21 protein-coding genes and 1 other RNA gene are annotated in these 25,793 nt (G+C 60.1%); 15 read left to right on the plus strand and 7 right to left on the minus strand.

What is annotated here, in order from left to right:
* Positions 1-146: 146 nt before the first annotated feature.
* The 7 genes from gatC to DW870_RS02005 all read left to right on the plus strand — a co-directional run bounded on the left by gatC (position 147) and on the right by DW870_RS02005 (position 7,648).
* Positions 147-458, plus strand: coding sequence for an Asp-tRNA(Asn)/Glu-tRNA(Gln) amidotransferase subunit GatC (gene gatC, locus DW870_RS01975; protein ID WP_117821018.1), 312 nt, complete (start codon positions 147-149; stop codon positions 456-458).
* Positions 458-1,972: an Asp-tRNA(Asn)/Glu-tRNA(Gln) amidotransferase subunit GatA gene (gatA, locus tag DW870_RS01980; protein WP_117821017.1), complete on the plus strand. Its 1,515-nt coding sequence runs from the start codon at positions 458-460 to the stop codon at positions 1,970-1,972. Before gatC ends, gatA begins: the two co-directional genes overlap by 1 nt.
* Positions 1,972-3,648, plus strand: coding sequence for an Asp-tRNA(Asn)/Glu-tRNA(Gln) amidotransferase subunit GatB (gene gatB, locus DW870_RS01985; protein ID WP_117821016.1), 1,677 nt, complete (start codon positions 1,972-1,974; stop codon positions 3,646-3,648). The genes gatA and gatB overlap by 1 nt, the downstream gene beginning before the upstream one ends.
* 651 nt (positions 3,649-4,299) lie before the next feature.
* On the plus strand, positions 4,300-4,545 hold the full coding sequence (locus tag DW870_RS01990; protein ID WP_117876745.1) for a DUF6110 family protein: 246 nt from the start codon (positions 4,300-4,302) through the stop codon (positions 4,543-4,545).
* A gap of 78 nt (positions 4,546-4,623) precedes the next feature.
* A complete protein-coding gene (locus DW870_RS01995; RefSeq protein ID WP_233504623.1) occupies positions 4,624-6,639 on the plus strand; it encodes a heavy metal translocating P-type ATPase in 2,016 nt (671 codons plus the stop codon).
* Between the two features lie 143 nt (positions 6,640-6,782).
* Positions 6,783-7,136: a hypothetical protein gene (locus DW870_RS02000; protein WP_117876747.1), complete on the plus strand. Its 354-nt coding sequence runs from the start codon at positions 6,783-6,785 to the stop codon at positions 7,134-7,136.
* The gene (locus DW870_RS02005) at positions 7,133-7,648 is read left to right on the plus strand and encodes a PIN domain-containing protein (protein WP_117876749.1); all 516 of its coding nucleotides are present in this window, start codon (positions 7,133-7,135) and stop codon (positions 7,646-7,648) included. Before DW870_RS02000 ends, DW870_RS02005 begins: the two co-directional genes overlap by 4 nt.
* Positions 7,649-7,706: 58 nt before the next feature.
* Here DW870_RS02005 and DW870_RS02010 read toward each other — a convergent pair whose 3' ends face one another.
* Complete coding sequence (locus tag DW870_RS02010) at positions 7,707-8,141, minus strand: hypothetical protein (protein ID WP_117770035.1); 435 nt, start codon at positions 8,139-8,141, stop codon at positions 7,707-7,709.
* A 237-nt stretch (positions 8,142-8,378) separates the two neighbouring features.
* On the opposite strand from DW870_RS02010, the gene ssrA reads away from it, so the two are divergent.
* The 8 genes from ssrA (at position 8,379) to DW870_RS02050 (ending at position 17,822) form a co-directional block, all read left to right on the plus strand.
* Positions 8,379-8,742, plus strand: a transfer-messenger RNA (tmRNA) gene (gene ssrA, locus DW870_RS02015).
* A 688-nt stretch (positions 8,743-9,430) separates the two neighbouring features.
* Positions 9,431-10,309, plus strand: a complete 879-nt coding sequence (locus tag DW870_RS02020; protein ID WP_117770034.1) for a patatin family protein — start codon at positions 9,431-9,433, stop codon at positions 10,307-10,309.
* Positions 10,310-10,502: 193 nt separating this feature from the next.
* Positions 10,503-10,946, plus strand: coding sequence for a 50S ribosomal protein L13 (gene rplM / locus DW870_RS02025; RefSeq protein ID WP_022094635.1), 444 nt, complete (start codon positions 10,503-10,505; stop codon positions 10,944-10,946).
* Positions 10,947-10,948: 2 nt separating this feature from the next.
* A complete protein-coding gene (rpsI, locus tag DW870_RS02030) occupies positions 10,949-11,344 on the plus strand; it encodes a 30S ribosomal protein S9 (protein WP_022094634.1) in 396 nt (131 codons plus the stop codon).
* Positions 11,345-11,467: 123 nt separating this feature from the next.
* On the plus strand, positions 11,468-12,805 hold the full coding sequence (gene glmM / locus DW870_RS02035) for a phosphoglucosamine mutase (RefSeq protein ID WP_117770033.1): 1,338 nt from the start codon (positions 11,468-11,470) through the stop codon (positions 12,803-12,805).
* Between the two features lie 101 nt (positions 12,806-12,906).
* Complete coding sequence (locus DW870_RS02040; protein WP_306421699.1) at positions 12,907-13,374, plus strand: PTS glucose transporter subunit IIA; 468 nt, start codon at positions 12,907-12,909, stop codon at positions 13,372-13,374.
* A gap of 271 nt (positions 13,375-13,645) precedes the next feature.
* Complete coding sequence (gene nagB / locus DW870_RS02045; RefSeq protein WP_055287061.1) at positions 13,646-14,374, plus strand: glucosamine-6-phosphate deaminase; 729 nt, start codon at positions 13,646-13,648, stop codon at positions 14,372-14,374.
* A 448-nt stretch (positions 14,375-14,822) separates the two neighbouring features.
* Entirely contained in the window at positions 14,823-17,822 is a 3,000-nt protein-coding gene (locus tag DW870_RS02050; protein ID WP_117770032.1) for a BTAD domain-containing putative transcriptional regulator, read from the plus strand.
* A gap of 69 nt (positions 17,823-17,891) precedes the next feature.
* Here DW870_RS02050 and DW870_RS02055 read toward each other — a convergent pair whose 3' ends face one another.
* From DW870_RS02055 to DW870_RS02080, 6 genes are all read right to left on the minus strand, one after another.
* Positions 17,892-18,191: a YhbY family RNA-binding protein gene (locus tag DW870_RS02055; RefSeq protein ID WP_117770031.1), complete on the minus strand. Its 300-nt coding sequence runs from the start codon at positions 18,189-18,191 to the stop codon at positions 17,892-17,894.
* A gap of 158 nt (positions 18,192-18,349) precedes the next feature.
* A complete protein-coding gene (locus DW870_RS02060; protein ID WP_117770030.1) occupies positions 18,350-19,180 on the minus strand; it encodes a methyltransferase domain-containing protein in 831 nt (276 codons plus the stop codon).
* Between the two features lie 376 nt (positions 19,181-19,556).
* Positions 19,557-20,921, minus strand: coding sequence for a PFL family protein (locus DW870_RS02065; RefSeq protein ID WP_035136908.1), 1,365 nt, complete (start codon positions 20,919-20,921; stop codon positions 19,557-19,559).
* A 108-nt stretch (positions 20,922-21,029) separates the two neighbouring features.
* Positions 21,030-23,597 (minus strand): homocysteine S-methyltransferase family protein, encoded by a 2,568-nt coding sequence (locus DW870_RS02070; RefSeq protein ID WP_233504621.1) that lies wholly within the window; start codon positions 23,595-23,597, stop codon positions 21,030-21,032.
* Entirely contained in the window at positions 23,587-24,600 is a 1,014-nt protein-coding gene (locus tag DW870_RS02075; RefSeq protein ID WP_158556906.1) for a DUF4928 family protein, read from the minus strand. Before DW870_RS02075 ends, DW870_RS02070 begins: the two co-directional genes overlap by 11 nt.
* Entirely contained in the window at positions 24,563-25,723 is a 1,161-nt protein-coding gene (locus DW870_RS02080; RefSeq protein ID WP_117876751.1) for a DNA cytosine methyltransferase, read from the minus strand. The genes DW870_RS02075 and DW870_RS02080 overlap by 38 nt, the downstream gene beginning before the upstream one ends.
* Between the last annotated feature and the right edge of the window lie 70 nt (positions 25,724-25,793).

Consider the following 25,793-nt stretch of genomic DNA (forward strand, 5'->3'; position numbering starts at 1 on the left):
GCGGTTTCGCTGCAGAACCGCCAGCCCGCCGCCTGCCAGTCCGCCGTCCTCGTTACGTTTTCGCTGCATTTGGGTAAAGCGCCTGCCCAAGCCGGCGTTGCCTTGTATACTAGAGCGGTTTAACTGTTATGCGGAAGGGAGCGCCTATGGCACTCAGCGAGAAAGACGTGCGCGGTATCGCCGAGTACGCAAAGATCGCACTGACCGATGACGAGCTCACCCAGATGACGTCCTACATGAACGACGCCGTCCAGATGCTCGAGCCCGTCTTGCAATATGACTTGCCCGACGTGGAGCCCACGTTCCATCCTATCGGAGGCCTGTCCAACGTGATGGGCGATGACCTGCGCGAGCCCGAGCGCGACCTGCCGCTCGACGTTGCGCTCGAAAACGCCGGCAGCGCGCGCGACCGCTACTTCCGCGTGCCGTCCATTTTGGGAGAGGGGGAGAGCGAGTAATGGCGCAGAGCTTCGATTCCCTTACCGCCGCTCAGATCGCCGCGGGCGTTGCCGCCGGCGACTTTACCGCCACTGAGGTGGCCCAGGCCTCCCTTGCCGCCATCGAGGCGCGCGAGGGCGGGGTCCAGGCATTCCTGCAGGTGTCGCCCGAGCTTGCGCTCGAGGCCGCCGCGCGCGTGGATGCCGACCGTGCCGCAGGCAAGCCGCTGCCCCCGCTCGCGGGCGTGCCGCTGGCCATCAAGGACAACATGAACCTCGTGGGCACGCGCACCACCTGCGCTTCCCGCATGCTCGAGAACTACCAGAGCGTCTACACCGCCACCTGCGTCCAGCGCATGCTCGACGCCGGCTGCCTGCCCATGGGTAAGGCCAACATGGACGAGTTTGCCTTTGGCAGCTCCACCGAGAGCTCGGCGTTCCACCGCACCAACAACCCCTGGGATACCGAGCGCGTGCCCGGCGGCTCTTCGGGCGGCTCCGCTGCAGCCGTCGCCGCGGGCGAGGTCGCGCTCTCGCTGGGCTCGGACACCGGTGGCTCCATTCGCCAGCCGGCGTCGCTGTGCGGCGTGGTGGGCTTTAAGCCCACGTATGGCGCAGTGAGCCGTTACGGCGTGGTTGCCTTTGGCTCGTCGCTCGACCAGGTGGGCCCCTTTGGCCGCACGGTCGAGGACGTCGCGCTGGCTATGAACGCGCTTACCGGCGCGGGCCACGATCCGTACGACTGCACCAGCCAGGATTGCGCCGTCGACTTTACCGAGCATCTCAACGACAGCATCGAGGGCAAACGCGTGGGCATCATTCCCGCGTTTATGGAGGCCGAGGGCCTGACGCCGGAGGTCAAGGCCGCTGTTGAGCGTGCCGCCCAGGAACTGCAGAACCAGGGTGCCGAGCTGGTCGAGGTCGACCTGCCGCACCTGGACGCCGCCATCGCCGCCTACTATGTCATCGGTCCGGCCGAGGCGTTTTCCAACCTGGCCCGTTTCGATGGCATTCGCTACGGCTATCAGGAGGAGGGCTGCGCCAACCTTTCCGACCAGAGCTCGCTCTCGCGCGCCCACGGCTTTGGCGCCGAGGCCAAGCGCCGTCAGATGCTCGGCGCCTACCTGCTGAGCTCGGGCGTGTACGACAAGTACTACTATGCCGCGCAAAAGGCCCGCACGCTCATCACGCAGGACTACGACGCCGCGTATGCCAAGGTGGACACCATCCTCATGCCCGCCTCGCCGCGTACGGCCTTTAAGTTTGGCGAGATCAGCGACCCCACGCAGATGTATCTCTCCGACCTGTACACCATTTCGCTCAACATTTGCGGCAACGGCGGTATCTCGGTGCCGCTGGGCTTGGGCGAGGACAGCAAGCTGCCCGTTTCAGCCCAGCTGGTTGGTCCGGCCTTTAAGGACCGTCAGCTGCTCACATTTGCCCGCGCCCTGGAGCGCGGCTTTGCCGATGCCGCCACGGGTGCGCCCGCGCTTTCCGTCGCGCCCGATTTTGCCGGGAAGGGAGGCGAGCTGTAATGAAGGAGCTTTCCGAGGTCCTGCAGGATTGGGAGGCCGTGATCGGCCTAGAGATCCATACCGAGCTCACCGCACTCGATACCAAGATGTTCTGCAACTGCAAACTCAGCCACGATGACGAGCCCAACGCCAATGTGTGCCCGGTGTGCCTGGGCCTGCCCGGCGCCCTGCCGGTGCCCAACAAGCGCGCCATCGAGAGCATCGTCAAGGCAGGTCTCGCCACCAACTGCGAGATCCAACGCCACTCGATGTTCTACCGTAAGCACTACTTCTATCCCGATATGGCCAAGAACTTCCAGACCACGCAGGGTCCGGTCGCCTTTGCCATGTACGGTCACCTGGATCTGGATGTGACCGGTCGCGGTGCCGCCGAGCGCCCCGACTGCGCGTTTGGCGAGGCCGAGGCCCAGAGTCTGGCGAGCGCCTCGGCCAACGCCGAGGGCCTGTCCACGTCCATGACGTCGACCATGCGCGAAGGCAATCAGCGCGCCGGCCATCTGGCCAGCTATGACGCGTCCAACCTGCAGATGCCCGAGCGTCGCGAGGACGGTTCCTACACGGTGCCCATCCGCATCCTGCGCATCCACATGGAGGAGGACGCCGCCAAGATGGTGCACGTGGGCGGTGCCGAGGGCCGCATTACCGCCGCGGCCGAGTCGCTCGTCGACTACAACCGCTGCGGCACGCCTTTGATTGAGCTCGTGACTGAGCCCGACTTGCGTACGCCCGAGGAGGCTCGCCTGTTTATGGAAAAGCTCCGTCGCATCTTTGTGACGCTGGGCATTTCGGACTGCTCCATGGAGAAGGGCTCCATGCGCTGCGACGGCAACGTGTCGCTGCGCCGCCGCGGCGAGACCAAGCTGGGCACCAAGACCGAGCTCAAGAACCTCAACTCGTTTAAGAGCCTACACGACGGCCTTGCCTACGAGATCTGCCGCCAGGCCGAGGTGCTCGAGGAGGGTGGCATCATCTATCAGGAGACCCGCCACTGGGAGCCTAGCCGTAAGCGTACCGTGGTCATGCGTGTGAAGGAGACGGCTGACGACTACCGTTTGTTCCCCGACCCCGATCTGGCGCCGTTCGATCTGGACGACGAGTTCATCGACCGCTGCCGTGGCGAGATTCCCGAGCTGCCCGATGCCAAGCGCGTTCGTTTTGAGGCCGACTTTGGCATTAAGACGGCCGACGCCGAGCAGATTGCTGGCGATCCGGAGTTTGCCGAGTTCTTTGAGGCCGCCGCTGCCGGTATGGCTGGCAAAGAGGCCCAGACGGTCGCAAACCTGCTGGTGAACGAGATGATCGCCTACCTTAAGGGCGCGGGCGTCTCGCTGGCCGAGTCCGGTATTGCACCGGCTCAGGTGGCGGCGCTGGCCAAGCTGCTGGCGACCGATGCCATCAGCTCCAACCAGGCGCACGAGGTCTTTGAGGCCATGGCCCAGACCGGCGACGATCCCAACAAGATCGTCGACGAGCGCGGTATGCGTCAGGTGAGCGATGCCGGCGCGCTGCAGCCGATTGTGGACGAGGTGCTGGCAAGCTGTGCCGATCAGGCGCAGCAGTATCGTGACGGCAATCAGAAGGTCATCGGCTTTTTGGTGGGCCAGTGCATGAAGGCGAGCCGCGGCAAGGGCAACCCGAAGCTCTTCAACGAGTTGCTGAGAACGTCGCTCTCGTAAGCGGGAACCCGGGAGCCCCGGCAGGGCGGGTGCTTCCTCAAAATTTCAAACAGTCCTGCGCAAGACGAAGGCCACATTAAGTGGCCTTCTTTGCGTGCGGAACTCATTTTGAGCAAGCGCCCCGCCGTTCCGGGGGTTTTCTCCGCCCTGACGACTCGGCCTTCCGGGTCAGGTGGGCTGAATGGAATTTGGTGAATGAGGGCGCCGGTGGCGCCCTCATTTTTTGTGGATGTTGAAAACGAAGGTGAATACTTTTCCGCGAAGTGAACGACCTATTTTGGACCCCTGAAACATCAATGCTTTTTTGGCTCGGTTTCCTGCGGTTTTGTCGAGTGTTTCCTGCGGTTTTGCTGCGAAAAAATGCGGATGCTTCGGGGGTCCAATTTTGCTCGTTCACTTCGCGGAAAACTATTCACCTTCAATTTGCTGGAGAGGATAGGGCCTCCTCTTTGGCGTAACGGATGTACATAGCGGCGGGCGGATCGCCAGAAGCTGGCTGGTCCGCACCATAAGATTTCCAAAAAGTTAACCTGTGTTGACCTCAATAGTTAGATAAACTAAACTATTTTCCAAAAGTGTGCTCGAGCAAACTTATTTACTCGAGTGCTGAGGCACCGTGCCGCGTCCGATGCGGCAAAAGGGAGAAGCAACATGAAGAAGTCGACGTTTAACACCCTGCTTGTCGGTGGCGGTTTTCTGCTTGGTACGGCTGGCATCAAGCTGCTCACCAGCGCTCCGGTAAAGAATGCCTGCGTGCAAGGTATCGCGTGCGGCATGCGCATCAAGAACGGCTACCAGGACATGGTCGAGCAGGCCAAGGCCGAGGTCGACGACATGGTTGCCGAGGCTGCCTACATCACCCAGAGCGAGGCCGCTGCTGACGAGGCAGCCGAGTAACGCTCCCAGGCACAAACTATGAGATTCTCGATTATTAGCGAGATCCCCGGCAGGACCCGTCTTCAATTGGCGGGTCCTGTGCCAGAGAGCGATCTCGATGCACTTCTTAAGCTTGGCGGCGAAATCGACGGCGTGCGCAAAGTGCGCGTGTATGGCCGCATTGGCCAGATGGCGCTGGAGTACGACGAGCAGTGTCGTGCGAGCGTGCTCGACGCCTTGGGCGCACTCGATGCTCAAGCCGTCGCCGATGCCAAGTCGGGCTACGTGATGCAACTCGAGCCGCGCAAGCACAAACTCGTTATGGACCTGGCGACACTCGTCGGTGCCCATTACGCACGTCGCTGGTTTTTGCCCACGCCCCTGCGTGCGGTGTTTGTCGTGGCCGGTTACATGGCATTTTTGCGCGCTGCCCTTCATGAGCTGGCGCAGCCGCGTCTGACCGTTCCTGTGCTCGACGCTTCGGCCATCGGCATTTCGTTCGTCAAACGCGACGTCGACACCGCGGGCCAGACAATGTTCCTGCTCAACGTGGGCGAGCTGCTCGAGGACTACACGCGCGCCATGAGCGAAAACGAGCTCATCAACTCGCTGCTCGACGTGCCCGATAAGGCACAAAAAGTGGTCGGTGACACCGAGGTAAGTGTTGCCGCGACCGAGCTTGAGCCCGGCGATCTGGTCGCCGTGCGTACTGGCATGTCCATCTGCATCGACGGTGTTGTCGAGCAGGGGAGCGCCATGGTCAACCAGGCGACCCTGACCGGCGAGCCGCTGGCCGTCGAGCGCAGCGTGGGCGACGACGTGTTCGCCGGCACCGTCGTGGAAGACGGCAGCATCTTGGTGCGTGTGCGCGCCAATACGGCGCAAACCAAACTGCGCTCAATCGTCTCGCTCGTGCAGACGGCCGACTCGCTCAAGTCCGAGGGCCAGTCGCACATGGAAGATCTCGCCAACAAGATCGTCCCGTGGAACTTCCTGCTCGCGGGCCTGGTTGCGCTTACCACCCGCAGCCTTATCAAGACCTCAGCGGCGTTGATGGTCGACTACTCGTGCGCACTCAAGCTCACGGGTTCCGTTGCCGTCATGACCGCTATGAGCGATGCTGCCAAGATGGGCGTCATGGTCAAGGGCGCAAAGTACTTTGAGTCGTTTGCCAAGGCCGACACCATTGTGTTTGATAAGACCGGCACGCTCACCGAGGCGCAGCCGCGTCTTGCCTGCGTACTCACCACCGATGGCTGGAGCGAGGACGAGATCCTGCGCCTTTCCGCTTGCTTGGAGGAGCATTTCCCGCATCCGGTGGCGCGTGCCGTGGTCAACGCTGCTCACGAGCGTGGGCTCGAGCACCGCGAGCGTCACGCTGCTGTCGAGTATATTGTGGCGCACGGTATCGCTTCGTCCATTGAAGGGCGTCGCGCCATCATCGGTTCCGCGCACTTTGTATTTGAGGACGAGAGCGCGCAGCTCGATTCCGACATTAAGGAGCGCATTGAGTCCCAGATGCAGGGCCTGTCGCCGCTGTATCTGGCGGTCGACGGCACCGTTGTGGGCGTGCTCGGTATCGAGGACCCGCTTAAGCCCGGGGTCCGCGAGGCTATCGCCGACTTGCACGCGTTGGGCGTTAAGCACGTGGTCATGCTCACGGGCGACTCGGAGCGCACGGCCGAGCGGATTGCGCGCGAGGCGGGTGTCGACGAGTTTAAGGCCGAGCTGCTGCCCGAGGACAAGTACGCCTATGTGGAGCGCATTAAGAGCGAGGGGCGCCATGTTGCCATGGTAGGCGACGGCGTCAACGATTCGCCGGCGCTCGGTTTGGCAGACGTGGGCTTGGCGATGGGCGGTGGAAGCGACATCGCCAAGGAGGTCGCCGATATCATTCTGACCGATACGGATCTGGCCGCGATCGTGCGCCTGCGCCGCATGAGTCAGGGGCTTATCGACCGTCTGACGAGTTCGTATTCCAAGGTGATGCTCACCAACTCGGCGCTGTTGGCATTGGGTATTACCGGCATGATCACTCCGCAGACGTCGTCGTTGCTGCACAACGGCTCGACGATTGCCTACAGTCTGAGCAACGCGAAGGCTTACCTGCGTTAGCAGACGTGTCCGCCCACGTTATCTGGCCTGCGCCCAGACGGCATCGGTGTCGTCCGGGCGCAGGCCTTTTGCATTTGACCATTTGCTAGCTTCTCTATAAAGTGGTGCTAGCATGGCTAGCAATTGAAGGGAGCGGGATCGACGTGGGTGCTGTTAGCGGCATGGCACAGGTGAATGTTCGCGTAGATCGCTCGGTTAAAGAGCGTGCCGAGGAGGCGCTGCGGCTTTCGGGCGGGTCGCTGCCCGAGCTCATCAAAAAGGTGGTGGCCAAGGTCGCGCAGGGTGGCGGGCAGTGCGAGGAAGTGCTTGCGGCCGTCGACGACCGGCAGCAGACCGTCGCGCCCGATACTCCGTTCGCCGCATCATGGGCAGCGGCAGACCGGCTTTATGCAGATATGGGCATCGCTGCGTCGCCTGTATCCGACGATCGCGGTTGGGACACAATCTATTCCGAAGCCATGGATGAGCATTATCGCCAAAAGGGGATGATCCAGTGAGTGGGGCGCCTCTCAAGATCATGGTGGACGCCAACGTATGGGTTGATTCGTTTTGCGTCGACCATGCCGAGTCGCTTGCCGCGCGTGCGTTTATTGGGCAGGCGGCGGAGACGGGGGCATTGCTGTTCTTCCCGGTGTATATCGCTAAGGACGTGCTGTACGTTGTCCAACATGAGCTGAAGCGTAGCGTTCTTGCCAGCGGGGGAGCGATCGACGAGGCATCTGCCCGTGCAATTGGCGATGCGGCGTTGGCGTTTGTTCGGAACATGACCGAAAACGCCATGGCCGTTGGTGCAGATGCGTCGGACCTTTGGCTGGCCGACAAATACTTAGCGCTCCATCGCGATTACGAGGACAACTTGGTGCTCGCCGCGTGCAAGCGCGCGCAGGTCGATTACTTGGTGACTAACGATCGAAAGCTGCTCGAACATGCCGATCTCGCAGCAAAGACCCCGCGCCAAATGATGCCGATTCTTGCTCTGGCCGAACGCGGCGGCGCGGCTATCGGTTGACGCGAACTGTTTGCGGGCCTCTTGGACGACGATGCGCCAAGGGGCCCGCGTCTGCTATTTACAAAAGCTCGGCCTTAATGGCGGGACTTTCTGCGAGCTGCTCGGCTGCCTTTTCTTCGGAGCTGTCGAGTGCTGCCAGACTGCGGTAGACCCACTCGTTGACCTGGGTGTTCTTGACGCCTGCGGTCTGCATAAGGGCGCCTACCTCGCGGATTGCTGCGAGCAGATCGGCTTTGGGACCCGCGAGCTCGACCTCGATGCCGTGGTAGGCGGTCACGCCGCGGTTCTCGCTCACGTGGTCGATAAAGCCCTCGACGGTCTCAAGCTGCTGGGCGAGAGCTGCATCATCGTCAGCGTCCAGCGCGACGAGTGCGTTCGAAACCGTGAGGGCGGGATGTCCGCAGGGGACAAAGCCTTCGATGACATCCATAGCTTCGGTAATGGTTGAGCCCAGGCCTGTGAGGGCATTGATGAGTTGCTGCTTGGTATCCATAACGGTCCTTTCGACGGGTCAGTTTTGCTTGGCGAAAATATACGTTACGCGATCGGTAGCAAAAGTGCGAAGTGCGGCGCACATTGGGGTCTTCACAGCTCGTGCATAGAACAGCTGTCTGCCTTTAGAACGTGGTAAGATAGCTATCCACGAGCGGGGTTCACCCCGCGTGTTCCTTGAAAAGTCGACGGGTGTTGGGCGCTCGTGCCCAGTGCCATCCAGACTTTCCCGACATTCGGGGGCGACTGGTTTCGACACGATAGCTCTGAGAGAGGAAGCAAGCCGAGGTCTCCTCGCCTCGTTAAACAGGGGTACCGTCAAATTGAATTGACAACAACTCTTCTTTTGAGCCTATGGCTCTCGCTGCTTAGTTTATAGCGGCGCGTCAACCCGGTGATTTCCCCGACACCGGCGCGACGTCATGTTAGGGGAATGCTCCTGCGCACGTAATCGGTATGGCGCAGGCTAAGACCGAACCGGTTAGGACGCCGCGAGCGTGTCGCTGCGCGCAAAGCGTCCGAGACTAAACCAGCGACTGAGCTTGGAGATGCCAATCAGGGGGCTTTCGTGGACCGGAGTTCGATTCTCCGCGCCTCCACCATAAGTAACAGGCAGGTAGATATTTATATCTACCTGCCTTTTTATTTCTAGTCCGTACCGCGGAGAATCGAACTCTATGCAGGGCGCGAGCGTTAAGCAAACGCGAAGCGTTTGTAGCGAGCGGGCGAGGACGCCGGTAGGCGGCCGAAGCCGGCGCGTATTTGCGAAGCAAATACGCGGATTCTCCGCGCAATGCTTCAGCCAGATATAGATGCGATGCCGATCGGGCGTCTTGCCCTGGCCTCAACCCATCAACGGATCCCCCAAACCGCGGAGAATCGAACTCTGTGCAGGGCGCGGGCGTAAAGAAAATGCCGCGTCAACGCAGGCCGGGACACGCTTTCCCAATGGCGGCCTAGGCGGAAAGTCCATCCCGGAATCCGCGCTCAGACTGGGACGTAGTTTCCGGATGGCGCCTCAAGCGGAAACTGCGACCCGGAATCCCGCCGTAGAGTGGGACATGCTTTCCCAATGGCAGCTCAAGCGGAAAGCGCATCCCGGAATCTAAGCTCGGAATGGGATTCATTTTCCAGATGGCGGGCTCAGCGGAAAATACGACCCGGAATTTGCTCTGAGAACGGGGCACGCTTTCCCGCCGACCGCTCCGCCCTCCTCAACTCCAAAACCTGCGCGCCCTCCATCCCAAAACTGGGTAGAAGAAAGCCAAAACGAAACAGCAGGAGGTCAACATGACTGCAGAAGATAAGGCAAAGAACGCCGGCAAGGTCGCGCTCGTCCTGGAGGGCGGTAGTTTTCGCGGGCAGTTTACCGCGGGCGTGCTCGACGTTCTCATGGAGGCCGGCGTCGAGATTCCGGCTGTCTACGGTGTATCGGCCGGCGCCCTCAACGGCGTGAACTATAAGTCGCACCAGATCGGCCGTGCCAACCGCATCAACCTGGCTTTCTGCAATGACAACCGCTTCATGGGCGCCGCATCGTTTGCATCCACGGGCTCTATCGTCGGCTACGACTTTATCTTCAACGATGTCCAGGACCGCCTGGATCCCTTTGACAACGAGACGTTCGACGCGAGCCCCATCGAGATGTACGCCGTCGCGACGGACATGCTCTTTGGAACCGCCACGTACCTGCCGGTCAAAAGCGCTGTGCTCGATCTCGACGCCGTGCGCGCCTCGACTTCGTTGCCGCTGGTGACGCCGCCGGTCGAGATAGACGGGCACAAATACGTCGACGGCGGCGTAGCCGATTCGGTCCCCATCGAGCATGTGCTCGAGGAGGCGGGCTTCGACCGTGCGGTCGTCATCGTCACGCAGGACCGCTCGTACGAGAAAAAGCCCTACGAGTTTTTGCCGGCCGCGCGCGCCCGCTATGCCGACTACCCCTATCTGCTCGAGGCTATCGAGACGCGCCACGACCGTTACAACATCCAGCGCATGCACCTGTGGAAGTATGAGCGCGAGGGTCGTGCGTTGGTCGTCGCTCCGCAAAAGCCGGTCGAGGTCGGCCATGTCGAGCACGATTCGGCAAAGCTTTTGGACTTGTATATCCAGGGACGTCAGGAGGCAAAGCGCCTGCTCGCGGAAATCCAAGAGTTCGTTGAGCGCTAGCGACGGCGAACCCTCAAAAAATGACAACAGCTAAAGAGCTGGAAAATCACGGCTCGTGGATGACATGTGCAGAAACTCTGGTCGGAGCCAAAATACCTGTTGACTCGTACGGCGAGCGGGGTAATATGGACGGGTTACTTGCAGAGCCCCGTGAATCTCTGTAACAACACGTACTGTACATGGAGGAGTCTAAGTGATTTCGAAATCGACTCACTACGCCAAGCAGGGCGAGGTCCAGCGCAACTGGGTTCTCGTCGACGCCGATGGTGCTGTCCTGGGCCGTCTTGCCACCCAGATCGCAATGATCCTGCGCGGTAAGAACAAGCCCCAGTTCACGCCCAACAGCGACTGCGGCGACTTCGTTGTCGTCATCAACGCCGATAAGGTCCAGCTTACCGGTAACAAGGCCGACACGAAGACCTATTATCGCCACAGCGGCTACAACGGCGGCCTCAAGGCTGAGAGCTTCCGCCAGGCTATGGAGAAGCACCCGGAGAAGGTCATCGAGCGCGCCGTTCGCGGTATGCTGCCCAAGACCACCCTCGGCCGTGCCCAGATGACCAAGCTTAAGGTCTACGCTGGTGCCGAGCATCCGCACGCTGCCCAGAACCCCACGAAGATTGAGCTGGAGGCTTAAAGATGGCTGAGAACACCGTTGTCTACCAGGGTACCGGCCGTCGTAAGAACGCCGTCGCCCGCGTCCGTCTCGTCCCCGGCACCGGCAAGGTGACCATCAACAAGCGTGACGCCGAGCAGTATTTCGGCCGTCATCAGCTCGTTGAGAACGCCCTTGCTCCCTTCAAGGTGACCGACACCGCCGGTCAGTTCGACGTTATCGCTCTGTGCGATGGCGGCGGCATCTCCGGTCAGTCCGGCGCTCTGCGCCTGGGCATCGCTCGCGCTCTTCTGAACGCTGGCGACTACCGTGCTGACCTCAAGAAGGCCGGTTTCCTTACGCGCGATGCTCGCGTGGTCGAGCGCAAGAAGTACGGCCTCAAGAAGGCCCGCCGCGCTCCCCAGTTCTCCAAGCGCTAAGGTTTTATCTCCTTTCGAGATACAATGTACAAGCGGGGCCTGCCGATTCCTCGGCGGGTCCCGCTTTTCTTTTTCGACTAGGGCGGGCGGTTGCATATCGCCTGCTAGGGAAGGAGCGATCCTATGCCCCAGAACATCTTCGGTACCGACGGCGTTCGTGGCGTCGCCAATGCCGGCCTCTCGTGCGACCTCGCGTTTCGCCTGGGCCGCGCGGCGACCAAGTTTCTTGGTCCGGATATCTGCATCGGCCGCGACACGCGTCTTTCGGGCACCATGCTCGAGAGCGCTCTGACCGCCGGCATTATGGCCGAGGGCGGCCGCCCGCATTGCTGCGGCGTCATCCCCACGCCGGCCGTGGCCCTGCTCACCGTTCAAAACGAGCTCGACGGCGGCATCGTCATCTCTGCTTCGCATAATCCGCCGGAGTTCAACGGCATCAAGTTCTTTAGCCGCAAGGGCATGAAGCTTCCCGATGCTGTCGAGGAAGAGATCAGCGCCTGGGTCATGTCCGAGGAAGCCATGGCTGCCGACACGCTGCCGACCGGTGCCGGCGTGGGCCACATCATCAAGATGAAGGATGCCCGCAAGGCATATGTCGATCATGCCATCGATACGCTCGATGGCCTGAGGCTCGACGGCCTGGTCGTTGCCGTCGACTGCGGCCACGGTGCTTCTTGCCAGACCACGCCCGCCGCGCTGCAGCGCCTGGGTGCTACGGTCCATGCCATCAACACCGATTATTGCGGCACCGACATTAACGTTGAGTGCGGTTCTACGCATCTCGAGCCCTTGCGCGAGCTCGTGCTGCGCACCCATGCTGACATCGGTCTGGCCCACGACGGCGACGCCGACCGCGTACTGTTCGTGGACAGCGAGGGCAATGAGATCGACGGTGACTACATCCTGGCTATCTGCGGTTCTGACCTTGCCGCTCGCGGCAAGCTCGCCAACTCCGAGATCGTCTCGACCGTCATGTGCAACCTGGGCTTCTCCATCGCTATGAAGGAGCAGGGCTTCGAGATGGTTCAGACCGCCGTGGGCGACCGCTACGTTCTGGAGCGCATGCTCGCGGACGGCGCCGTCATCGGCGGCGAACAGTCCGGCCACATCATCTTCCTGGAGCACAACACCACCGGTGACGGCCTGGTGACGGCTCTGCAGCTGCTGGCCGTGCTCAAGCGCACCGGTCGTACCCTCACCGATCTTGCCGGCATCATGAAGAAGTACCCGCAGGTACTCGTCAACGTGCATTCCGACAACAAGGCTGGTCTGGACGATTGCCAGCCCATCTGGGATGCCGTCGCTGCTGCCGAGAAGGAGCTTGATGGCCGCGGCCGCATTCTGGTGCGCCCGAGTGGTACCGAGCCGCTGGTCCGCGTGATGGCCGAGGCCGAGACGCACGAGCTGACCCAGCGCGTTGTCGACGACATCGTCGAGGTTGTCAAGCGCGAACTTCCCTAATGGTCAAAAACGGGTGCCAAGTGGTAAACTGTTAAGGTTATTTTGGTTGATCGGTATGTCCGAGGGGGAGCATGTTCACTAAAGTCCTAAGGTCTTTTGGTATGCGTGGTCGAGTCCTTACGTTGGATGCTCCCATCTCGGGTGACGTCATTCCGCTCTCCGAGGTAAACGATCAGACGTTTGCTACCGGCCTTTTGGGCCAGGGCGTGGCGATTCAGCCCACCGGAACGCGTGTGATTGCACCGGCTGATGCCAAGGTCGAGGCCATTTTTCCTACGGGACACGCCGTTGCGCTTAACACGGTCGATGGCTTGGACGTGCTCATCCACGTTGGTTTGGATACCGTTCAGCTCGAGGGCAAGCACTTTACCGTACATGCGCAAGTGGGTGACATCGTCCATAAGGGCGATGTGCTCATTGAGTTCGATCGCGAGGCAATTGCTGCCGAAGGCTACGATGTGACGGTTCCCATCTTGGTGTGCAACTCCGTTGAGTTCTCGAGCATCAAGGGTTCCGTTGGCGTGCATGTCGAAGAGATGGACCAGCTCATCGTTGCTCGCGAGCGCTAGCAAGTGCACGTGGCCATTAGCCTACAATTCAAACACGTTTACGGAGGGCGCCCTTGAAAGAGGACGCCCTCCGTGGCAAGATGAGATTTGTCCGAAGCTAAACAGCTTTGGGTCACCGTGGACGGGCAGGGGCCTCGACGCGGCTAGACACGAGACACATACATTACGCGACCTCGCCCTGGTGGCCGCACACGTTGGTTGCGGCCGACGCGGGCCGCGGGCAAGTGCTTGTAAGGGAGCCTTGCCTCTCTTGTACGAGAAAGGACGCGTAATGAAGATCATTAAAGCTAAAGACTACGAGGATATGAGCCGCAAGGCCGCCAATATCATCTCGGCCCAGGTTATCCTCAAGCCCGACTGTGTACTGGGCCTTGCCACCGGCTCCACCCCGATCGGTGCCTACAAGCAGCTCGCTGCTTGGTACGAGAAGGGCGACGTCGACTTTGCCGAGGTCAGCACCTACAACCTGGACGAGTATCGCGGCCTTTCGCACGACGATCCCCAGAGCTATCACTACTTCATGCGTGAGAACTTCTTCGATCACATCAACATCGACCTGAACAACACGCATGTGCCCGACGGTTCCAACCCCGACGCCGCCGCTGCCTGCTCTGAGTACGACAAGATTGTCGCCGACGCCGGTTATCCGGATCTGCAGCTGCTCGGCATTGGCAACAACGGCCACATTGGCTTCAACGAGCCCGATGACCACTTCTCCAAGGGCACGCACTGCGTCGACCTCACCGAGAGCACCATTCAGGCCAACAGCCGCCTGTTCGACAGCATCGACGATGTTCCCCGTCAGGCCTACACCATGGGTACCCAGACCATCATGTATGCCCGCATGATCCTGGTCGTCGCCAACGGCGAGGCCAAGGCTCAGGCCGTGCATGACATGTGCTATGGTCCGGTTACGCCCGAGTGCCCGGCTTCGATCCTGCAGCTGCACACCAACTGCGTTGTCGTTGCCGACGAGGCCGCCCTTTCGCTCTGCGAGTAGCGCGAATCCTGCAGCTCGACATAGCCTTGTCTAAGGCCTCCGCTTTGCGGGGGCCTTTTTGCTATCCCTTTTTGCCCACTTGACCAAAATCTTGCCGCAAGCTTGACGAACGCCAGATGTCCAACAGCTTGATTCATTCCATACCAGATTCTATGCAAAAATGCCACTAGAAGGTCGTAGACGGTAGCGGGTGCTAGGCGAGTTGAATGACATGGCTGAACCTTGTTCATCTGCGTTACACTGCCGCTTAGATGGGACAAGCTGACAAGCTCATTTACCTGCTTAAAGACCGATTAGTCGGGGGATTAATAACAATCGGCCCTCGCTGTACAAAAACTTGCCGCTTGCGTACCAAAAGACAACCTAAAACACAAGGTCGCTCTATTCATAGCGCGGCTTGTATGGTCTTGCGGCTACAGTGTCCATACGGTCGAGTTGAGGAGCGGGCATGGTAAATGATTTGAGCGGTATAGACGACCTCGAGCTGATGCCGCTGGGCGGAGGCTATATGGTGCGACGCGAACGCTTGATGAATGAGCTTATCGCCAAGGGCCGAAAGGCCGGCATCGTGGTTCTTTATGCGCCCGACGGGTTTGGGAAGACCTCGGTGCTGCTGCAGTACACCCATGAGGTTAAATGCGACCCGACGCGAGGCCCCGTGCGGATTATCGAGGCCGATCGTGCCATTGGGCGCGAGGTGTTTATGCAGCTCGAGGTGGTTACCGAAGAACTCAAAGACAAACCGCACTCCCTTATCGCGATTGATAATGTGCCAAACCTCGATCAGCACGATACCGAAGACCTCATCGACAGGATTCGCGGCCTGCGCGCTATGGGGGTAGGGGTCTTTATCTCCTGCCGTCCTTCAAATCGTCAGCTGATTCATGGGCTGGGCGATTCGGTTAAGATCAATGCGCAGATGCTCAAGGTGCATGCCTATGAGTATTCGGCGTGGGCATCGGCGTTTTCGATCAGCACATCGCTCGACTTTTATCAGCTCACGCAGGGCGTGCCCGAGCTCGTTTCGGCATTGCAGACAGGTCTGTATGGCCAAGGCGACGTAGCCGGCCTGCTCGAAAACGAGATTGTCAACGTGTATGGCGCGGCACTTGCCGATCTGGCTTCACTCGACAATAATGCGCTGTTTTGCGTGGCATGTCTCATGGTTTTGATGGGCGAGGGCAATATCGCAGAACTCGAGGCCTGTGGGGTGAGGCTGTCGATGGTCGACCAGTCCTACTTTGTACGCGACTACCCGATCTTTGGCTTGGATCCCGCCGAGCGGAGTTTTACGTGTCTGGGCACGGAGGATAACGGACGCTTGCGCTTGCGTAAGTTGGTGGCCGAGGTTCGCCCCGAACTTGTTCCGAGGGCGGCCCGGATTTTGCTTAAGGCGGGCCGATGCGATGCGGCGATGGGCCTGGCGGACGCCTTTCTGGACCGTGAAGCGGTCCTTGAACTTGCTGGGCAGTATGGGGTCGATCTGGCTCTGACGGGGCACGGGGCCGATATCTGCCGAGCGGCGCTGGGCACGATCGATGCCGACGATCCGGCTCCAGAGCCAACGCCTGCCGAAGCGCTTGGCGTATATCTGGCAGCGGTCAGCGTGTCCAATACAAAGCTCGCTCGCTATATGGCATCGGTCATCGAATGCGGGGGCGAACGGGCGGCCTGCGAAATAGACCCTGTTTCATGGAGGGTGGCCCAGACACTGACGGCTGTTTGCTATGGGGACAACGGGCTTGGGCTTCCTACGAACCTGGCCGTGCCAGAAATCGAGGCATCTCACACCGCACTCGATATGTTGTCTGCGCATATCGAGGTCAAGCGCTGCCTGACCGAACGGGGAGATGACAGCGGCGTTCTACAGCAGCTCAAAACGAGCAAGGCCTATGACTGCGAGCTCGACATCGCGGGGATTGTTATACGGGCCGATAGCATGCTGGTGGAGCTCTTTGATGGGTCGTTTGCGGGAACCGACGAGCGCGACGACGAGATGACGGTGGTGCGGGAGGCGCTCGACGTACGTGGACTTAAGGCGATGGCTATCTGGGTGCGCATGGTGTTGGCGGCACGGCGGCTCCTTTCCGGCTTGCCGGTAACCGACGATGCGGCGTTCAACGAGCTCGATCGTTTTGCCGTGCGCATGCGCGACAACCAGATTCAGCTGTTTGGGCTGTTGCTAGAAGGCTGGCAGTCGCTGGCAGAGGGACGGCCGGTTAATGCAAAGTTCCGTGCGGTCCAAGTGCTCAAACTTGCCGAGGAGTCGATTGCGTACATGCGCGATAACGCATTGCTGCTGGAGCGCGCGGCATATCTGCGTAACACCTCGATGGTTTCGGTGCGCGAGGAAGCGGAGTTGCTCGATATAAGCCAGACGCAGGTTGGTGGAGCGGAGGCCTGGATGGTGGCGCTGCATTTGGCCTGTGCGGGCCGAGACAGCGATCTTGCGGCCTGGATGTCCATGAATCGTGCGGGGATTCTAGAGCCATCGTATCGGCTCTTTGCGCGCCTTGCCATGCATTGTCTGGGCGAGCCGGCGGGCAGGATACGCAAGAAGCTTCCCGTGCGCGAGCTGTCGCGGTACTCGCTGCGCGACGATTTGGAAGGAGAGGGCGAGCGCCTGTTCCAGGCCGGCGAGGTTGAAGCCGTTGATACCATCGACCATATCGAGATTCGCATGTTTGGTGCGTTTCGCGCCGAGCGCGATGGGTTTCCCATCACGGACAAAATGTGGCGCCGCAAGAAGGCGGCGACGCTTGCCGAGCGGCTTGCGCTGGGCATGGATGCGCTCGTCGATCGTGAGACGCTGGCCATGGAGCTGTGGCCCCATGCCGAGTTTAATAGCGCCCGCAACAACCTGTACTCGACGATATCGCGCTTGCGGTCGGCTTTGGGACCGACGCCGGATGGCAAGTCGTGCGTGCTCATCCAAAATGAATGCATTGGGCTCAACGGCGACTACGTCAAGACCGATGTACGGCTGTTTGACCAGATAAGCCGCGAGGTTTTGGGAAATCGCACGGGTGCGCGCGGGCCCCATTTAGTTGAGCTGTGCCTTAAGATTGAGCAGCTTTATGCCGGACCGCTGTATGTTCCCAATGGCTGTAATCCCACCTACTTTTTGCGCATGCGGCGCATTATGCAGTCAAAGTACATCGATTGCATGATTAAGGGAGCAAATGCCGCTCTAGAAGAAAACGATCTGCAGTCGGCGATTTGGCTGGCGGAGTCGGGGCTTCGACAGGAAACGGCGCGTGAGGATATGGTGCGCTGCGCCATGCGCGTCTACAGTGCGGCGGGGCGGCGGCGCGATATCGTCGAGCTGTACAGCGGGCATATGCACCACCTGAGGGAGCAGGTCAATGGCGTGCCCGAGCCCGAGACGCGGCGTCTATACGAGCGCTTGGTGGAGGGGCGGCTCAATCGCGTGCTGGTCGAGCGATAAAAAACGGGCGCCCGAAGTACTTGGGCACCCGTAAGCTTGCTATGTGTTGGATCGCCGGATCATTGGCTCTTAGACGAGCTTGATCTTCTCGATGTCCTTGCGCGAGGACTCGCGATACAGTGAGAACTTGCGGCCGATGACCTGGACGACCTCGGCGTGGCAACGCTCGGCGAGCTCCTCGGCGGCCTCGCGGGCGGAAAGGCTGGAGCCATCGAGCACGGAGCACTTAACGAGCTCGTGCTTCTCCAGGTAGGCGACCGTCTGCTCGACGGTGCCCTCGTTGACATCGGACTTACCGATGATGATGACGGGGTTGAGGTGATGGGCCATGCTGCGAAGCTGCTTGACCTGTGCTCCTGTCAGTGCCATGGGTTCTCGCTTTCTATGTATGGGGCGCCCCGCGACGGGGCCTTAATTTACGTGAGCTGTCCCACGATAGCGCAGGAACGGTGCGGTGTGGAGCGCGTTTGCCCAGTTCAAAAAGAATGCGGATGCCGAGTGAGTGGGCAGTGCGGGCTGCGAACAGGCTATGAGCGGGGTGCAGAGACCGGCTCCCATGCAATAAACGCCCAACGGACCTTGCGGACGTGGTCGAGCATATAGCGTCCCTGCGGCACACCCTTGGAGCCCGGCTCACCGGCATGGGGGTTCTCAATCATGTGCTGGGCGATGTAGTCGCGCAGACGGTCGACCTTATCCTCGTTGCCATGCTCGAGCATACGGGAAAAATCTGCTACGCCCGCTTCAAGGTTATCGAAGGTATCGCGACGAGGCGATTCAAAGTACGTAACCTGCGGCAGGGCACCCATCTGAATGAGGATATTAAAAGCATACACAAAGCCATTACTGCAGGTAACCGAGGCACCGATGGCGTTCATCAGGTGCAGGTCATAGCGCGGGCTGGAGTTGGCGACCATCGTGACAGCACAACGCCGACGAGCCGTGCGGTCGAGCTTGGCAAGCGCATCTTTTAGATTGGTCGTCGTAACCGACCGACTGGCAAAGGCAACATCCACCGCTTTCGCGACCGGTCCAACCAAATCCCAATCATCATCCCAAGCAAGCTCAAGCGGCGTAATAAGATCTTCGAGCCCGTAATACTCAATGCCGGCATCAAGCGTGCCCAACATGGCAGGAGAGAAGTCGGCAGCAATCACGGAATGCCCAGCCTGAGCAAGCGGAATAGCAATCGACCCAGCCCCACACCCCATATCCAGCACGGACTCGCCGGGCTCAATCGCCAACAACTTTATAAAATCCCGGGCATAAGGAGCAGTCTCAAGCGGCCGAAAATGCCGAGCCCGTTTATCCCACTCAAAAGAATCATCAGCCCGATGCCGACCAGCTTGCAGGCGCATCCATTCGCCATTCCAATCCGCAGAAAGAAGCTCAGAGCGAGCATCCCCTTCAACCACGGGCTAACCTCCTAGCAACAAAAAAGCGACTCCTCCCAAAAGAAGAGCCGCAACCAGCATATATCAGAAAAAGAACCGTTCCAACGCCAAATCGCCCTCACAACCAAGGCGGGCAGGAGCGAAGCGACTGCCATACGGGATAGAACCCAACTGAGGTTCCGTTGTGCGGGAGCCCCGGGGAGGGCAAATATATAAGGTCGATCGCGAGTTCCGCACGAGCCGGAGAGCACTTAATGTGCTCTCCGTGCGAGTCAGGACTGTCCGAGCAGGCGACCTTATATATTTGCCCTCCCCGGGGCTCCTCGCCAGTCCCCCTCAGCTAGTTCTTCAGCGAGTTCAGCGGTGCCGGGAAGCGTCCGCCGCGGTGGGCAAGCACGGTGCCGGCGTTGGGGTTCACCGGCATGATGGGCGCACGGCCAAACAGGCCGCCATACTCGACGCAGTCGCCCACGCCCTTGCCGATGGCGGGGATCACGCGGACGGCCGTGGTCTTGTTGTTGATGACGCCGATGGCCATCTCGTCGGCGATGATGCCGGCGATGGTCTCGACCGGGGTGTCGCCGGGGATGGCGATCATGTCCAGGCCAACGGAGCACACGCAGGTCATGGCCTCGAGCTTCTCGAGCGAAAGCGCGCCGGCCTCGACGGCGGCGATCATGCCGGCGTCCTCGGACACGGGGATAAAGGCGCCCGAGAGACCGCCCACGCTGGAGCTGGCCATGACGCCGCCCTTCTTGACGGCATCGTTGAGCATGGCGAGCGCGCAGGTCGTGCCCGGGCCACCGCAGGTGCCCACGCCGATGATCTCGAGGATGCGCGCGACGGAGTCGCCGATGGCAGGCGTGGGAGCCAGCGAGAGGTCGACAATGCCCTTCTCGACACCCAGGCGATGGGCGGCCTCGCGGCTCATGAGCTCGCCGGCGCGGGTGATCTTAAAGGCGGTCTGCTTAATCTTCTCGGCGACTTCCATCATCGATGCGGAGTCGGGCAGCGTCTCCAGGGCTGCGGCCATAACGCCGGGGCCCGAGACGCCTACGTTGATGACGGCGTCGGCCTCGCCACCGCCGTGGACGGCGCCCGCCATAAACGGGGAGTCCTCGACCATGTTGGCAAAGCAGACAAACTTGGAAGCGCCGACGGAATCCTGGTCGGCCGTGAGCTTGGCGGCATCGATGATGGTCTGGGCGGCCATGAGCACAGCGTCCATGTTGATGCCGGCACGCAGGCTGGCGACGTTGACGCTGGAGCAGACGCGGCTGGTGGTGGCGAGCGCCTGGGGGATGGACTGGATGACGCGGCGGTCGGCGTCGCCGATGCCCTTCTGGACGAGCGCGGAGAAGCCGCCCAGGTAATCGATGCCGAGCGTCTCAGCCGCGCGGTCGAGGGCGTGCGCGATGGGGGTGAGGTCCTCATCCTTGCAGCACGCGGCGATCTGCGCCACCGGGGTGACGGAAACGCGCTTGTTGACGATGGGGATACCGTACTCGCGCTCGAGGTTCTCGGCGGTCTCGACCAGATGCTCAGCCGTGTGCGTCACGTGGTCGTAGATCTTCGTGCACATGCGGTCGAGGTTCTCGTCACCGCAACCCATGAGCGAAACACCCATGGTGATGGTCCTGATGTCGAGGTTCTGCTCCTCAACCATGCCGCGGGTTTCCGCGATTTCTGCGGGTGTGATCGCCATCCTTGCGCTCCTATCTGCCAAAACGAGCATAATCTTTTCTATTCTAACGTGCCGCACGTGCCAAGTGGCGCGTGCGGCACGTTTTGGTGCTCGGTTGTTTCCGTTGTGTTACTGCCCAAAGACCTCTTCGGCGATGCGCGCGCTTTCGGCGGCGTCCTTGGCGTAGTAGTCCGCGCCGATCTGCTTGGCGTATTCGGGGGTGAGTACGGCGCCGCCTACGATGATCTTGACGCCCGGCACCTCGGCATGAAGCAGCTTGATGGTCTCTTCCATGGCGACGACCGTGGTAGTCATAAGCGCCGAGAGGCCGACGAGCTTGATGTCACGCTCCTGCACGGTCTTGAGCACCTCTTGCGGGTCGACGTCGCGGCCCAGGTCAAAGACGGTGTAGCCGTAGTTATCGAGCAGCATTTTGACGATGTTCTTGCCAATATCGTGGATGTCGCCTTTGACGGTGGCCACGCAGATCTTGCCCTTGTCGGCAATCTCGCCGGCGGGCATCAGGCGCTTGATGGTGTCGAAGCCCACGCGTGCGGCCTCGGCCGAGGCCATAAGCTGCGGCAAGAAGAACTTGCCCTGGTCAAAGAGGACGCCAACCTCGTCGAGGGCGGGGATAAAGTGATTGTTGATGAGGTCCATGGCGTCGTGGTCTGCCAGCAGACGCTCGGTTTCGGCAGCGATCTCGCCTTTGCGGCCCGAGACGACCATGTGGCGGATGGGGTCGTCGTTGCCGTCGGCGCCGGCGGTGCCAGCAGCGGGCGCGGCGTCGGTCGATGCGGCCTGAGCTGCTGCCGGGTTTGCGGCGATCTTATACGGATCGGTCCAGCCGGCGTAGCGCTCGATGTATCCGGTCGAGCCCTCGTCCTCAACGCTCAACACACGATAACTGTAGACGGTATCCATAAAGCGCTTGGAACCCGGGTTCATGATGGGGGCGTCCAGGCCCGCGCCAAAAGCGGCGGCCAAAAAGACCGAGCCCAGCAGCGGGCGGGCAGGCAGGCCAAAGCTGATGTTCGACACGCCGAGTGCGCATTTAACGCCCAGGCGTTCCTTGCACAGGGACATGGCGCGTAGGATCTGCTCGGCCTGGCGTTGATTGGTCGAGGCGGTCATGACCAGGCAGTCGATGAGGATGCGGTCCGGTCCGATGCCGTAGCGGGCAGCCTCGGCCACGATGCGCTCGGCGATGGCGAAGCGAGCCTCGGCGGTATCGGGGATGCCGCCTTCGTCGAGCGTAAGGCCGACAACGTTGGTGCCGTAGTGGGCGACCAGCGGAAAGATCTCATCCATGATCTGCTGCTTGCCATTGACCGAGTTGATGATGGGCTTGCCGGCGTAGCGGCGCACGGCGGCCTCGACGGCTGCGGGGTCGGTGGAGTCGATCTGCAGCGGCAGCAGCGTGGAGCCCTGGAGCTGTTCGGTCGCCTGTTGGATGATCTTGACCTCGTCGATCTCGGGCAGGCCCACGTTGACGTCCAGAATGTCGGCGCCCTGTTCCTGCTGGCTGATGCCCTGGCTCACAACGTAGTCCAGGTCGCCGTCGCGCAGGGCCTGCTGCAGGCGCTTTTTGCCGGTGGGGTTGATGCGCTCGCCGATGACGGCGATCTTGTGGCCGTCGCAGGGAAGGTCCACGACCGTTTGGGCGCTCGTGACCGACATACTGGGCTTGCGGTGGCGCGGGCTGGGCGTGTGGTTGTCGATAAGCGTGCGCAAGACCGCCATGTGCGCCGGCGTGGTGCCGCAGCAACCGCCCACGACGCTCACGCCGTCGGCGATCATGCCGGCGACGGCCTCGGCGTATTCGGGGGCCTGGATATCAAAGACGGTGTTGCCGTCGTCGTCCACATGGGGGAGTCCTGCATTGGCCTGCACCATAACGGGCTTGTCGGTAACGGTGAGCATACGTGCTGCGAGTCCTCGGAGCTCGGCCGGTCCTTGGCTGCAGTTGATGCCCAAAACGTCGGCGCCGATGGCGTCGAGCGTGATGGCGGCCACCTCGGGACTCGTTCCCAGGAAGGTGCGACCGTCTTCCTCAAAGGTCATGGTGGCAAAGACGGGCAGGTCGGAGTTCTCGCGGCAGGCGAGGACCGCCGCCTTGATCTCGGCCAGGTCGGTCATAGTCTCGATAATAAAGAGGTCGACGCCCGCGGCGACGCCGGCGCGCACTTCCTCGGCAAAGAGGTCGTAGGCCTCGTCGAAGCTCAGGGTACCCAGGGGGCGAAGCAGCGCGCCGATGGGGCCGATGTCACCGGCGACGTAGCGGGCGCCGGCCTCGCGGGCACAGGCGACGGCCGCGGCAAAGACGTCTGCCACGGCGGCGGCACCGTCGAGCTTGTGGGCGTTGGCGCCAAAGGTGTTGGCGGTAATCACGTCGCAGCCGGCCTCGACATATTGACGTTGGATATCAGTGATAACCTGGGGCTCCTCAAAGTTGAGCAGCTCGGGCAGGGCGCCCGCCTTCATGCCAGCGGCCTGCAACATGGTGCCCATGCCGCCGTCGAACAGCAGGTGTCCCGTGCCCTCGATGGCGGCGCGCAGGCGATCGTCCTTAATGCGCAGATCGTCGATCGTGCGCGTCTTGTACGTGGCACCGTTGCGACGTGCGGCATCAACGGGTGCCGCCAGCGCGGCACCGTCCAGATCATGAGTGATAAGTATGTTTGAGCTATTCGCCATGTGCATCCATTTCGTCTAGAGCCCACTGAGGAATTTCTATTTGAAGAGATTTGTCGGGCTCGATATCTTCGATTCGCTTGTTGTAGTGGGCAAGAAGCCGTGCGACATTTAATCGAATTAGGCCTCGCTTGTAGAACGATAACTCTTCAATATTGATGCCGATAAACGATTCGAGTGCGATAACCTGTACGCGATTGCCGAGTCCCTCACTTTCGAACAGTCCGTAAGCGAAGGAAACTTTATCGTGGGGGACAACGACGATGGGCCGAATGCCATTTCGAATGTTATCTCGGCATCGATCGGTCAATTTGGCCATTGGCGATACAGTCACATGAAATGCAGCATCATTGATTTGGAAATCGCCAGAACGGTCTGTCTGCTGGTCGGCGGCGTTTGAGTTGTCTTTTCCGATTTCTATGGTTGGAAATAACATCTCTAGTTTTGCACCTACCAGGTGCTGTGCGACGGTACCCGTTGGCTTATCGGACCGTAGGCTTGCTTCGGCTAGGATATCATCGACAATGACAGAAATTGGTTTTTGAAGATCGATTTCGACTTTGATTCTCTGCCGGTTAAAGAAATCGACCTGGATTCGCTCGACGAAGAAATTGGCGATTGCATTCGCAGCTTCAAGACGAGTGTCTTCGCAAATGTCACTGGGTAGGGCAGAGTTGATAATCGTGGCAAGCTCAAGCGCCATCGGGAGTGTGCCGCGTGAGGTTCTGCCGCCCTCTGACGCGAAGGCACGCGTTTCCCCATGTCTGGCTAAAACTGTTTTGATGCATGCTCCACTTAGGCCTCGTACTTGGCTCCCCTTGTCCGATTGCACATAATCGTCGGTGAGCGGAAAACGGTTTTGCAACAGCTCGCTTATGCCTATGCCAACCGCCATGACGTTACGGTTGACGTTGCCTCGCTTGCTGCGCTTGGATTCGTACCAGAGTTCAATGGCATCCAAGATGTCTTTATCGGGCTCGCTCAAGGAGCAATTGGTCATTTCCATTATTGTCCACTCCGTTCCTTGAAGACATAAGCGCGGGTTTGACTGCATTTTTTATAAGCCAAGTGACAACTGGCACGGCAACTGCATCGCCGAATGCGTAGCGAATCTGAGCATCCGAGAAGCCGCTAAACTGACATGAGTCAACACCTTGGAGACGGGCATATTCAGTTCCAGTCATCCAGCGAACTTCTATCTTTCCGTTTTCGCATATAACGACTGCCTGTCTTGATGAGCCGCCGCGAGCCGTTCTTAGACATCCGGCAATTTCTTCTTCACGGATTTCCCAGCGCACAACGCCCGATCGCGTGCGACGGTAAGCAGTGCGAACAATTTTTTCTTTGGCATTTAAGAAGCGCTGAAGGCGCTCTGCTTGATGCGGTGCAAGTGAGGCGATAAATGCTTGTACTTGGTTTTTGTTCCACCAACGCTTGTCGTTCTCGGGAATATTTTCAACAACCGTTGCAAGGCCCGTCATGCGAAGTGGACTTGGCTCGTTTAGGTGAGAGACGTGCGTAATGAGTGAAGGGTCGGAGTGAATCCAGGAGACCTTTTCAGGACGAAGCGAGGAATCGAGTCGGCTGTTGGGAAGAGGGTTTTTTAATCCGACGACAAACATGCGGGGGCGTGACTGGGGAAGCCAGTGCCGTGCATCGATAAAATAAGCGTCGCATGAATAGCCTAAACGATTAAATTCCTGGCAAACGAGTCTAAAGTCATCACTGTTATTAGACGTGGCAAGGCCGATGACATTTTCGAGAACAAGTGCCCGCGGGGCACGATCGCCCATTCCTTCGATGGCCTTAATAAAGCCAAAGAACGCACTGGACTCTTTGCCAGAGATAAGTCCCTCCCTGTTTCCCGCGAGAGATAAGTTTGTGCAAGGGCTTGACGCCCATGCGATGTCGGCTTGGGGTATTAAGTCGGGGTCGAGTGTGTGGACATCCTGCTCGACTAGATGCTCATCGCCCCAACACTGGCCGTACATGGCGCATTTAGTATGGTCTATGTCATTTGCCCAGATTGTTTTGATTCCGGCTTTTGCCATGCCGGCACGAGCCAAGCCAATGCCTGAAAAAAACTCAAGCGCGGTTAGTTGTGGCGAGAACTGCAGAATGTTGTGCATGTACTGGCTTTCAGATAGTTGTTATTTGGAATCTTATGGTACTTGTTTGTGAGGACATCCGCTTACATAC

Origin of the sequence: Collinsella sp. AM38-1BH (assembly GCF_003467545.1) — a bacterium.
Classification (GTDB): Bacteria; Actinomycetota; Coriobacteriia; order Coriobacteriales; family Coriobacteriaceae; genus Collinsella.